Genomic DNA, 12,251 nt, shown 5'->3' with positions numbered 1-12,251 from the left:
AATGAGAAGCATCCTTACTATTTATAGAAAAGAATTATCAGATTATTTCAGCAGCAAAAAATTTCTTATATTGCTGGGGCTTGTATACATCACGGGCCTTACATCCATATATGTTGCTATCCAGAATATAAGAGTTGCGGCACAATCTTCTGTAGATTCACTGGTTTTTCTGAAATTATTCACAACATCCGGAGATGTATTGCCATCTTTTCTTTATTTTCTAAGCTTTTTTATACCAATAATCGGTATTGTTTTTGGTTTTGATGCAATAAATTCAGAAAAAAATTCAAAAAATCTTAGCCGTCTGTTATCACAGCCTATATACAGGGACAGTATAATAAACGGAAAATTTCTGGCAGGAATTACCACTATGACAATAATTATCAGTAGCATTATCCTTATTATTGCAGGAATAGGATTAAGAGTAATCGGAGTGCCTCCAAGCGCAGAAGAAATACTTAGAATAATAATTTTTATTGCTATCTGTGTATGCTATGGAACTTTCTGGATGTCAATGGCCATGCTTTTTTCAGTTGTGCTTGATAAAACTGCAACATCCATACTTACAAGCGTTGCAATCTGGATTTTCTTTTTCTTTTTTGTACAGATCATTGCAAGCGCAGTAGCTAATGTAATGGCTCCGCTGGAAAATGCATCTCTTGCAACACAGATAAAAAATTTTAATATTGACCTTGGGATAAAAAGACTGTCACCTTCTTATTTGTTTATGGAGTCCATAACAATACTGCTTATCCCCAGCGGAAGCCATATATTCCTGAGAGCTGTTACCACCTCAGATATATCAAATATGATTTTAAGTCCGCTGTCTCTTGGTCAAAGCCTGGTTCAGGTGTGGCCTCAGATTATTGCGATAATCGCTCTTGCGATAATATGTTTTGCAATTTCATATGTGGTATTTATAAAACAGGAAATAAGATCAACCTGATATATATGCCGCCCGGTAAATATGAATTTTTTACTTATCTTTTAAAAAGCCGGTTAGAAGCCGGCTTTTTATTTATAAATTTTTCTTGCTGATTCAATTCCTTTTCTTAAATCTTCCGGTATCTCATCTCTGATTTCTATCTTATCTCCGGTAAAAGGGTGGATGAAAGTAATTTCCGCTGCATGGAGAAAATGCCTGTTCATACCCAGAGTAGAAGCCAGTGATTTTGATTCCTTATTACCGTAAAGCTTATCGCCTATCACCGGATGACCTATGTGACTGAAATGAACTCTTATCTGATGAGTCCTGCCTGTTTTAGGGCAGACTTCCAGAAGCGAACAGGCAGAAAAAGCTTCCAATACTTTGAATTCTGTTTCAGACTGCCTGCCGATAACAGACACATCCATCATCTTCCTGTTTTTCCTGGATCTCGATATGGGAATACTTATTAACCCTGCTTTTTCTTTAAAGCTACCCAGAACAAGTGCAATATATATTTTTTTTATTTTTCTTTCCTTAAACAGAAGCAGTAATCTTTCACGGGTGAGACAATCTTTTGCAATAAGAATAATGCCGGATGTGTCCTTATCCAGTCTGTGCACAATACCTGCACGTATATTTCTGTCGAAACCGATTTTGTCATTATAATAAAGAACGGCATTCAGCAGTGTATTGTCTCTGTTGCCGGGAGCAGGATGAACAACCATCCTCGGAGGTTTTGAGACAGCTATGATATATTTGTCTTCATAGATTATTTTTATATCTATCTTCTGAGGATAATAGCGTATTTCATCATCAAAAAAAGAATTCATGCCTCTTAATGTCAGCTTTTCTTTTCCTTCCATAATATAGCTTTTTTCCAGGCTTTGTACTCCGTCGATTATTACATTTCCCGACTTGATAAGTTTCTGTATCCTGTTTCTTGAAAGCCCTGTATTCTGTTCGGCGATAAAGCTGTCCAGCCTTTTTCCCTTATCGTTTAACTCTGCGATTATCTCAATATGATTTTTCTGAGGTATAAAAGAATCATTCATTATTCAGAACCTTTAAGTCAGTTCACTAGTCTTTATTTAAAGTTTTTCCTTCTTTTTTGAAAAAGATTTTTATTATTATAATAAAAAGAAGAAAAAAGCCTATTACCAGAAAACTATCAGCTCCGTTAAAAACAGCAAAATAGTTGACCTGTATAAAATCAGTAACCTCTCTCAAAAAGATCCTGTCAAACAAATTGCCGGTCGCTCCTCCAAGAACAAATCCCAAAGCAATATGATATGTGAAAGAATGAATTCTTAAAGTTGCCTTAAGGACAGCAACAAGAATAATTGCAATAAATGATATTACAATCAGTACATCTGTACTGTTCTGGAACATCCCGAATGCTGCCCCTGTGTTTTTGACATGTGTGATATATAAAAAATCAGGAATCAGCTCTATCTGCATATTAATGGGAACCCTGTCGATAATGATCCCTTTTGTTACCTGGTCTATTATAAATACAGTTATGGCACAGATGGCAAATACTATGTCCAGCTTTAAAAGTTTCAGACTGTATTTAAATAATTTATTAACCAATTTTATCTTATGACTTTGACTGAGATTTTTATATTTTCCTCATTTATTTTAACATCGACCGAATACATGTTTGTTGTCTCCGTGTTGAAATTTAAAACGTCTGATAATGTTTCTTTCTTTATAAATTCCATATTACCGGTAATTATATCTTCTGCTTCCCTGCTGCATTTTATATGGGTTTCTATAATGTTTTCTATTTCAAATCCGGCATCTTTCCTAATGTTTTGTATGTGATGGACAAGTTCTCTTATAAAACCTTCCTGTATCAGTTTTTCATCCAATAAAGTATTGAGGCCTACAGTAAGTTCGCCGTCGCTTTCAACGCTTATCCCCTCTCTGTCAGCAGATTCAACTATGACCTCTTCCGGACTTATTTCGTATTGAACAGAATCAATAACCAGGTTAATGGTTTTATTATTCTTTACCTTGATGGCAACCTGCAGCGGATTTTCACTTAAAAGTGCAGTTTTAATTTTTGGCAGCAAAGCGCCGTATTTTGAGCCAAGAAGCCTGAGATTTGGTTTGATATTATATGAAACAAGTTCATCAAGCGAATCAACAAATATTATTTCCTTTACATTAAGTTCTTCCATTATAATATTTTTAAAATGTTTTACAGCTTGCTTTTTTTCTTTATTATTATCGGTAAATACTATGGCGTTTTTAAGCGGCTGTCTTATTTTAAGGCTGGTCTTGCTTCTTACTGCCCTTCCAAGCCCTACAACTTTTCTTGCAATATTCATCTTATAGCTCAGATCATAATCAATCAGATCTTCGCCGGCCTCGGGATAACTTTCAAGATGGACGCTTTTCTTTTTTTCCTGAAGAACTGAAGAAAGATTCAGATATATTTCTTCACTGATAAAGGGAATATACGGTGCACTTAATTTTGATATGCTTAGAAGGCATTCATAAAGAGTAAGATATGCGCTTATCTTATCGTCATCTTCTTCGCTCTTCCAGAATCTTCTTCTGCTTCTTCTTACATACCAGTTTGAAAGGTTATCAATAAATTCCTGTATAAGCCTGCCACTGTCAGTAACATTAAAATCATCCAGGAGCTCATTTACTTTTTTTATAGTAATATTCAATTCAGATATTATCCATCTGTCGAGCTCGCATCTTTTATATGCATCCGGGTCATAGTCTGCAGGATTGAAATTATCAATATTTGCATAGATTACAAAAAATGAGTATGTGTTCCAGAGCGTAAGAAGAAATTTCCTTATTACTTCATCCACGCCTTTTATTGAAAAATTTTTGGGAAGCCAGGGTGAGACAGATGTAAAGAGGTACCACCTTAATGCATCTGCTCCCTGTCTGTCAAGAATATCCCAGGGCTTTATTATATTGCCTTTGGACTTGCTCATTTTCTGTCCGAGCTCATCATTTATAAGCCCGAGACATAGAACATTTTTATAGCATGATTTATCAAACAAAATCGTGGATATTGTCATAAGGGTATAGAACCAACCTCTCGTCTGGTCGATTGCCTCACAAATAAAATCAGCCGGAAAATTGGATTCAAACAACTCCTTGTTTTCAAAAGGGTAATGATACTGCGCATAAGGCATTGATCCGGAATCAAACCAGACATCTATTACCTCAGGAGTTCTTTTCATTTCAGCGCCGCAGATGCTACATTTTATCTTTATGTCGTCTACATAAGGTTTGTGAAGATTAATATCATCAGGTACATTGCTGCCAAGATTTCTCAGCTCTTCAATACTGCCGATACATATTTTATGTCCTGCTTCATCCTGCCATATGGGTAAAGGTGTCCCCCAGTATCTTTCCCTGGTAAGCGCCCAGTCAATGTTATTTTCAAGCCATTTTCCATATCTGCCATTTTTAATGTGCTCAGGATACCAGTTTACATCATCATTGGATTTTATTAAATTTTCCTTTATTTTTGATGTGCTTATATACCAGCTCTTTTTTGCATAATAAATAAGTCTGCTGTCACAACGCCAGCAAAAAGGATATGAGTGAGTTACTTTCCGGGTCTTTAAAAGGAGTTTTCTTTCTTTCAGATCTTTGATTATCTCATTATTGGCATCATTTATAGCCATTCCGGCAAACTTTTCAACATTTTTTTTAAAGAATCCGGTTTCATCAACCATCTGAACGACAGGAAGGCTGTTTTCCCTGCCTACTATCATGTCTTCCTCACCAAAAGCAGGAGCGATATGAACTATCCCTGTTCCTTCCCCGGCAGACACATAATCACCATGTATGATTTTAAAGGCATTTTCATTACCATCCGCATAGTCATAAACAGGCTCATATTTTAATCCCATAATGCTGTTTCCCTTTACTTTTTCGACAATCTCAAAATCCTCAGTAAAATCAAACACGCTGTCAACAAGATTCTCATCCAGCAATAAAAATTCATTATTATATTTTACCCAGACATAAGTCGCATTTTTATTTATTGCACAGGCAACATTTGATACCAGGGTCCATGGAGTTGTTGTCCATACGAGCAGATATCTGTCTTTCCGGTTTTTCAAAGGAAATCTGATAATGACAGTATGGTCATCAACATCTTTGTACCCCTGTGCGACTTCATGGGAAGAAAGAGCTGTTCCGCATCGCGGGCAATATGGCACTATTTTATGACCTTCATACAGCAGTTCCTTATCCCACATGCTTTTTAAAATCCACCAGATAGTTTCAATATATTCATTTTTAAAAGTAAAATAAGCATTATCAAGATCAATCCAGAAACCGATTCTTTCAGTCATTCTTTTCCATTCATCTTCGTATTTCATAACACTTTCCTTGCAAAGCTGATTGAACTTCTCGACACCTATCTCTTCGATTTCCTTTTTGGAATTGATACCTAATTTTTTTTCGACTTCTATCTCTACCGGAAGACCATGTGTATCCCATCCGGCCTTTCTTGCGACATAATAACCTTTCATTGTTTTGAATCTGGGAAAAATATCTTTAAAAACACGGGAAAGCACATGATGTACTCCCGGAGCTCCGTTTGCAGTAGGCGGACCTTCATAAAATATAAACTTTTCTTTATCCTTATTTAAATTAAGGCTTTCTTCAAATATTTTTTCTGTTTTCCAGAAATTTAATATTTTTTCCTCTAATTCTACGAAGTTTACGCTGCTGGTTACCTTTTTAAACATTAATAAAAAACCTCTTTATAATAAAATATAACAATTTAAAACATTATTGCAGAAATGCCGTGTCATTGCGCAATATCTTAATGATTTTATATAAATAAGCCTGATTTGTGAAGCAAAATATTGTCTACAGAAGCACTCGCTCAGATAGCAAAATAATGATTGAAATTCAGTTTTAAATACCTGATATAGACAAGACTGCCGGAGCAGTATCAGCAGGGCAAAAAATATTTTCTAGCCTTTTTACAGAAATATATTGACGTTCCTATAAAAAGGCTATGCATTTTAAAATAAGATCTAAATAAATGTACTTATTTCGTTTAAAATCCTGTCTTTTGACATTGCTCCTACCAGTTTCTTTGCAACCTGTCCATCTTTAAAAAGAAGCAGTGTGGGTATGCTGGTAATGCTGAATTTGATGGCAGTATCCCTGTTTTCGTCAACATTAAGCTTTCCGACCTTTAACAAACCCTTTTTTTCTTCAGATAACTTTTCCAGTTCAGGAGCAATCATTTTGCAAGGACCACACCAGACAGCCCAAAAATCCACAAGAACCGGGATATCCGATTTTATAACTTCACTTTCAAAATTTGAATCAGTAAATTCCGTAACCATTATTTCTCCCTCCTAAATTTTATTTGAGCTATAATTTTACAAAAAATAATTTACTATTGTAAATATTATTTTTATTTTATTTAAATAATCAGAAGTACTCTACGATTTCTATCCTGTCAGTATTTACGAAAACCACATCACGTTTCTGGAGATCTTCCTTATCGTCTGTAGGATAATTTAAGGGATATACGAGCGCGTCAGTAACAGGAATGAATTTATCGACCTGTGCAGTAAAATAATCACTAAGTCTGCCGTCTGCCATATGGTGAACATATCCGATAATTACCGCACTGTCGGTCTTTATTCTTACTTTTGTTTTCTGCTTGTTTATCTGCATTAACTGTTTAATTCTTCCGCTACAATATTGTTGGTTAATTAATAATAACAGAGCATAAAAATCAAGTCAATTTGGAAGAATGTTAATATTTTATTTATATATTAAATTTTAATATTGTAATTTTATATATTTATATTTAATATATATTAAATATAAAATAAGAAAAATCATGAGGTGATAAAAATGTATAAGTGCATAGATTGCGGCAACTCTGAAAAATTTATCGGAACTGCATATGAGAAAGGTGAAGTGATAATAGAAAAAAATTGCCTGAATGAAAGCAAACAGAACCCGTATTCATGGATATATATAATCTCAGACAAAAAATGGGAATCTGACTGCAAAGTCTTAAAATGTTTCTACTGCAATTCCGGAAATATTAAAAATTTCTAAATATTATTTTCCCCCAAGTCTTTTGCTACCAGACGGCTGGCTCTGTAAAGAGACTGAAATGTTCCTGCGTCTGTCCACCACCCTTTTAATATGGAATATGTCATTGAATTGCGTTTTATATATTCATTATTTACGTCAGTTATTTCCAGTTCGCCCCTGTCTGAGGGCTTTATTTTGCGGACAATATCAAATACCTCGTTATCATACATATAAAGACCGCAGACAGCATAATTTGATTTTGGATTTTGAGGTTTTTCCTCTATTGAAACTATTTTATTGTCCTTTATCTCAGCAACTCCGAACCTTTCAGGATCGGGAACTTCCTTTAAAAATATCTTTGCTCCTTTGGGCTGATTAATAAAATCCCTTACATGTTCGCCCACATTATCCTGGACAATATTATCTCCCAGTATCACAAAGATTTTCTCGCCTTCTGCAAAATTTTCCGCAAGTTTTAATGCATCAGCTATTCCGCCTTCTCCTTCCTGATAAGTATATGCAATATCTTTTAAGCCAAACTCCTTTCCGTTTCCAAGAAGTCTGAGAAAATCACCGGCATTATTTCCACCGGTAACTATCTGTATGTATTTTATGCCTGCGTTCACAAGTGTCATTATCGGATAATATATCATTGGTTTGTCATAAACCGGCAGCAAATGCTTATTTGTAACTTTTGTACATGGAGAAAGACGGGAGCCAAGTCCTCCGGCAAGAATTATACCTTTCATTTTCAAACCTCCTGAATTATTTTCTGCTTAAAATAATTTATTTTCTAAAAAAATATACAATAAAAAAAACAATAGCAAGAGCAACACAATAAAGAGCAAAGAAATTTAAATTTCTTTTCGAAGATATCTTTAAAAGGAATTTTATTGCAAACAATCCTGAAATGAAAGCAGCAATAAACCCTGCTATCAGAGGCAGGACTGAAAAACCGGCTGATATTGATTCTTTGGATTTCAGAAAGTCACAAAGCTCAAAAACAAATGAACCAAAAATAACAGGTATGGAGATCAGAAATGAGAATTTTACAGCTTCTTTTCTTTTGATGCCAAAAATCCTTGCAGAAGATATCGTCAGACCTGAACGCGAAACTCCGGGAAGTATTGCTACCGCCTGACCGATGCCGGTTATTAAAGCTATAAAATAGTTAAAGTTCTTTTCTCTGCCGTTTTCTGCAATATATTTATCTTCAATTCTTTTTCCGACAAATTCAAACAAAACAAGGACTGCAGCCGTTATAAATAAGAAAAAAGCGGTAAAAACGGGTCTGGAAAAAATATTTTCAATAACATCATTTATAAAATATCCTGCTATGGCTGCAGGAATTATAGCTATTATTATGAATAATGCCATCTTGAAATCTTCATTTTTTCGCATTTTTTTAATAAATATTCCTTTAAAAAAAATTTTTATTATGTTTCCCGCATCTCTGTACAGTATTATCAGGAGAGACAATAGTGTCCCCAGATGAAGTATTACTGCAAAAAAAAGTGATGGCTGCTCCCATTTGAAAAAATATGGAAAAATAACAAGATGCCCTGAGCTGCTTACGGGGAAAAACTCAGTAAGGCCCTGGATTATCCCTAAAACCACTGATTTTAATATTTCCATTCCGACTTGGTCTTTCTTGATTTACATTCGCTAATTTCCACTAATTGCTATATCTCTCACAACAACTGAAGGACTGCCTATAAATCCTCCGGAAGGGAAGAATCTCAGGTCATTTCCTACAGATTCTATTTTTTTACAAAAGCTTAAAAGATCTGAAGCTATTGTTACTTCTTTGACAGGCTCGCCCATGCTGCCGTTTTTGATAAGGACACCTTTTGCGCCTACACTTATATCTCCTGAAACAGGATTTGCCCCTGAATGCATCCCTATAACATCAATGACATAAAACCCATCCTCTATTCTGCTGATTATCTCATTAATATCAGCGCTACCCGGCTCAATATAAAAGTTTGAAATTCCAACTGATGGAGGCATTCTATAAGAGGCTCTTGCTGCATTTCCCGTACTTGATTTTCTGTCTTTTCTTGCAGTATAACAATCATAAAGATAAGTTTTAAGAATGCCTTTCTCAAAAACTTTTGTTTTCCCCCTGTTTACACCCTCAGCATCAAAAGGCTTTGACGAAAATCCATCTTTCATTATTCCGTCATCATAGATATTTAAATTAATATCAAATATTTTCTCATCGATTTTTCCTTTAAACAGAGACCTGCCCTTTTGTACGGAGTCAGCAGTAACAGCCGAAGCGATCACGCCGAGAAACTGCGAGGCTGTTACAGGATCAAGCACTATGGTAGACGATCTTGATTTTATTTTTCTTGCACCAAGAAGCATGGTAGACCTTTTAACTGCTTCTTCTGCAATAATCTCAAGATCAAAACTGCCAGGATCTCTGCCATATGAAAAACCAAAACCTGTTGATGTATCATCATTTTTTCTGGCAATAAGATTTAAAAAAACAAAAGAACTTGTCTGCAAAACACTTCTTTTAAATCCTGATGAATTTAAAATAGCCGTTTCATACAGGCTGTCGCTATAACTCAGAGAGTCTGTACCAACAATTCTTTTGTCTTTTTTCTTTGATATTTCCTCAATATGTTTAAGCATATCGATTTTATTATCAACAGAATATTTGTGAAAATCTTCGCTAAAAAGGAATTTTTCTATATTTTCATTAAAAACATATCTTCCTTCCTTTTCCTGAGGCAGTCCGTTAAATTCATCCTCACCGGAAGTTCCGGCATTTAAGACAGCTTTTTCAATGCAATCTTTTATTTTGTTTTCCTCAAAAGAATTAATCCAGGCATATCCTGCTTTTTTATCTTTAAATATCCTTATTCCCACACCGCTTGTGTCGGAATGCGACAGTGATTCTACAGATTTATTAAATACTTCAATTTCATTGTTGATGGAATCAGATATATAAATCTCAAATTCATCAATTTTTCTACCTTTAAAAAATAAAGCTATGCTTTCAGCCTTTTTAATCAGCTTGTTCTCAGATCTGTTACTGCTTTTCACTGTATTTGCGTCCCTCCTACTGTTATGCTGCTGACAAGGATGGTAGGCTGGCCTACCTCATTTGCAATAGACTGTCCGTTTTTCCCGCAAAAACCTGGCGAGAATTCAAGATTATTTCCAACCATGGCTATCTTTTTAAGAATATCAGGACCGTTACCTATCAGTGTCGCCCCTTTTATGGGCTCACAAAGTGTTCCTTTTTTAACAATATATCCTTCGCTTATTCCAAAAACAAAATCACCTGTCGCAGGATCAACCTGTCCTCCGGAAAATTCTTTTGCGTATATTCCATCATCGATGCTTTTGATAATATCTTCCGGCTTGTCCTTACCGGCATCTATAAAAGTATTGCTCATCCTTGGATAAGGGATATCCCTGTAAGACTGTCTCCTGGCATTTCCGGAAAGTGGAATTCCCATTTTTTTTGCAGATTTATAATCAGTAAGATATGAAAGAAGGACTCCTCCCTTTATCAAAAGATTTCTTCCCGAAGGATATCCTTCACCGTCAAATTTATAAGAACCCCAGTGATGCTTCAAAGTAGCATCGTCTATGGCATTTACACATTCGGATGCAATCTTTTTTCCGATTTTGTTTTTAAAAACAGAAGCATCTTTTACAACTGCATCAGCTTCAAGGCTGTGCCCGCATGCTTCATGGAATATTACTCCTCCAAAACCGGGGCCAATGATAACCGGCATTGTTCCTGTCGGCGCATCAACTGCATCAAGCATTGTTACTGCTATTGCGGCAGCCTCTCTTGCAATATCTTCCGGTTTCTTTTTTTTAAAAATTTCCATCCCTCTGGTGAGAGCATATGATTTGTACCCTGTCCTTATTTCACCGGATTTTACTGCAATCACACTGACAGCCATAAATGTTTTTACTGATTTGTTTTCACAAAAATAACCTTCTGAATTTGCAATAAACTCGTATTCCTCGACATCATTCATTACAGAACTGACCTGGATGATCTTATCCGACACTTCTCTTGCGGCTTTATCCGCAGACAGAAGATAGTCTGCCTTCTTTCGGGGATCAACAAAATTGGGGTATTGAAGAATTCTTGCTCTATAGCTGTTTTTTCTTTCCTCAAGATTTAAAACATTGATTTTTCTGAAATTGCTGATTGCGGATTTTACCACTCTGGCACTTTCTATCAGCCTGTCTTTATCAACTGAATCAATATAAGCATAGTAAGTGCTGTCTTTATATATCAGTCTGAGGCCGCACCCTGTTTCATAGCCCCCTGAAACATTTTCAATTTTACTATCATCCAACCTTAAATTGTTTGAGATTCTGCTCTGAATAAACAAGTCAGCAAAATCTCCGCCACTTTCAAGTAAAAGATTTAATATTTTTTTAACAGTTTTTTTACTTATCAAAAATAAACTTTCCGCTCAGTAAGTAGGTAATAAACATTGGTGTTTCAATTATTTTTCAAGATAATCGCTAACTTCTTTTGCCTTCTCTTTTCCTTTGCTTATTTTTTCACTTAATATCTCTTTTGCATGACTTATTTTTTCCTTGCCTTTTTCTATGAAATCACTGCTTTTGCCTACAAAGTCTTTGGCTTTATCTGAAATTATCTCATAGTTTTTTTTGCCTTTTTCAATCAGTTCTTCACTTTTTTCCTTTATATCTTTTCTAATCTCTTTTCCTGCTTTAGGAGCATAGAGCATGCCTACAACAGCTCCGGCAGCAAAGCCTGCAAGCAGTGAGAAAAAAACTGGTAAAAAAATACTTTTTTCATTATTAGAATTTTCGCTGCTCATTTAACCCTCCTTGGTTTTTTCTTTATTATTCTTTGTGTCTGACATAGCCTGCATTACGCCTGCAAAGGTGCTTATTATTTTTATGACAGGGCTTGTGATCAGTACCCTGGCAAGCTTTATGACTTTTTCCACCTGTAAAATTATCGAACCAACGTTCTGGGTAATATCATTGATACTTGCTATCTCACTGTTAAGCCTGGACACGGTCTGATTCAGATTTTCCACGACAGGGAAAAGATTTTTCTCAAGTTTCTCTGCCAGGCTTTTTATTCTAATCAGTAATTTTACAAGAGGTATCGATATAATTATTCCTACCAGCGCAAAGACTGATATAAGAATTATGGAAATTATTCCTACTACTTCAAGAGATGTCATTTTAAACCCCTCATTGTCGGTTGAAAATATTAATATATCTCACTATACTTTTTTATTAT

Annotated in this window: 13 protein-coding genes; 2 read left to right on the top strand and 11 right to left on the bottom strand. The window is 35.3% G+C overall.

Going from position 1 to position 12,251, the window contains the following annotated elements; all coding sequences use genetic code 11:
• Window position 1 precedes the first annotated feature (1 nt).
• Entirely contained in the window at window positions 2-946 is a 945-nt protein-coding gene (locus GXZ93_00505) for an ABC transporter permease subunit (GenBank protein HHT78276.1), read from the top strand.
• A gap of 68 nt (window positions 947-1,014) precedes the next feature.
• On the opposite strand, the gene GXZ93_00500 is transcribed toward GXZ93_00505, so the two are convergent.
• The 5 genes from GXZ93_00500 to GXZ93_00480 form a co-directional block, all read right to left on the bottom strand.
• Window positions 1,015-1,980, bottom strand: coding sequence for an RluA family pseudouridine synthase (locus tag GXZ93_00500; protein ID HHT78275.1), 966 nt, complete (start codon window positions 1,978-1,980; stop codon window positions 1,015-1,017).
• Between the two features lie 25 nt (window positions 1,981-2,005).
• Entirely contained in the window at window positions 2,006-2,518 is a 513-nt protein-coding gene (lspA, locus tag GXZ93_00495) for a signal peptidase II (protein ID HHT78274.1), read from the bottom strand.
• Window positions 2,519-2,520: 2 nt separating this feature from the next.
• Window positions 2,521-5,664 (bottom strand): isoleucine--tRNA ligase, encoded by a 3,144-nt coding sequence (locus tag GXZ93_00490; GenBank protein HHT78273.1) that lies wholly within the window; start codon window positions 5,662-5,664, stop codon window positions 2,521-2,523.
• 294 nt (window positions 5,665-5,958) lie between these two features.
• Window positions 5,959-6,276, bottom strand: coding sequence for a thioredoxin (trxA, locus tag GXZ93_00485; GenBank protein ID HHT78272.1), 318 nt, complete (start codon window positions 6,274-6,276; stop codon window positions 5,959-5,961).
• 88 nt (window positions 6,277-6,364) lie between these two features.
• On the bottom strand, window positions 6,365-6,613 hold the full coding sequence (locus tag GXZ93_00480; GenBank protein ID HHT78271.1) for a hypothetical protein: 249 nt from the start codon (window positions 6,611-6,613) through the stop codon (window positions 6,365-6,367).
• 183 nt (window positions 6,614-6,796) lie between these two features.
• Here GXZ93_00480 and GXZ93_00475 point away from each other — a divergent pair, with 183 nt between their 5' ends.
• Window positions 6,797-7,006 carry a hypothetical protein gene (locus GXZ93_00475; GenBank protein HHT78270.1) on the top strand — a complete coding sequence of 70 codons (210 nt, stop codon included), beginning with the start codon at window positions 6,797-6,799 and terminating at the stop codon, window positions 7,004-7,006.
• Here the strand turns inward: GXZ93_00475 and GXZ93_00470 are convergent.
• From GXZ93_00470 to GXZ93_00445, 6 genes are read right to left on the bottom strand one after another with little or no spacing between them, the layout of a single operon-like run.
• On the bottom strand, window positions 7,003-7,734 hold the full coding sequence (locus GXZ93_00470) for an NTP transferase domain-containing protein (GenBank protein ID HHT78269.1): 732 nt from the start codon (window positions 7,732-7,734) through the stop codon (window positions 7,003-7,005). The genes GXZ93_00475 and GXZ93_00470 overlap by 4 nt on opposite strands.
• A 37-nt stretch (window positions 7,735-7,771) precedes the next feature.
• Complete coding sequence (locus GXZ93_00465; GenBank protein HHT78268.1) at window positions 7,772-8,620, bottom strand: UDP-diphosphatase; 849 nt, start codon at window positions 8,618-8,620, stop codon at window positions 7,772-7,774.
• A 30-nt stretch (window positions 8,621-8,650) separates the two neighbouring features.
• Complete coding sequence (locus GXZ93_00460; GenBank protein HHT78267.1) at window positions 8,651-10,042, bottom strand: TldD/PmbA family protein; 1,392 nt, start codon at window positions 10,040-10,042, stop codon at window positions 8,651-8,653.
• Window positions 10,039-11,427 (bottom strand): TldD/PmbA family protein, encoded by a 1,389-nt coding sequence (locus GXZ93_00455; protein ID HHT78266.1) that lies wholly within the window; start codon window positions 11,425-11,427, stop codon window positions 10,039-10,041. The genes GXZ93_00460 and GXZ93_00455 overlap by 4 nt, the downstream gene beginning before the upstream one ends.
• Before the next feature lie 48 nt (window positions 11,428-11,475).
• Window positions 11,476-11,817, bottom strand: coding sequence for a YtxH domain-containing protein (locus tag GXZ93_00450; protein ID HHT78265.1), 342 nt, complete (start codon window positions 11,815-11,817; stop codon window positions 11,476-11,478).
• Entirely contained in the window at window positions 11,818-12,192 is a 375-nt protein-coding gene (locus GXZ93_00445) for a hypothetical protein (GenBank protein ID HHT78264.1), read from the bottom strand.
• Between the last annotated feature and the right edge of the window lie 59 nt (window positions 12,193-12,251).

Source organism: Actinomycetota bacterium (assembly GCA_012837825.1).
Lineage (GTDB): Bacteria > Actinomycetota > Humimicrobiia > Humimicrobiales > Humimicrobiaceae > Humimicrobium.
Note: the sequence above shows the minus strand (reverse complement) of the source record. Positions and strands in the feature narration are given on the sequence as shown.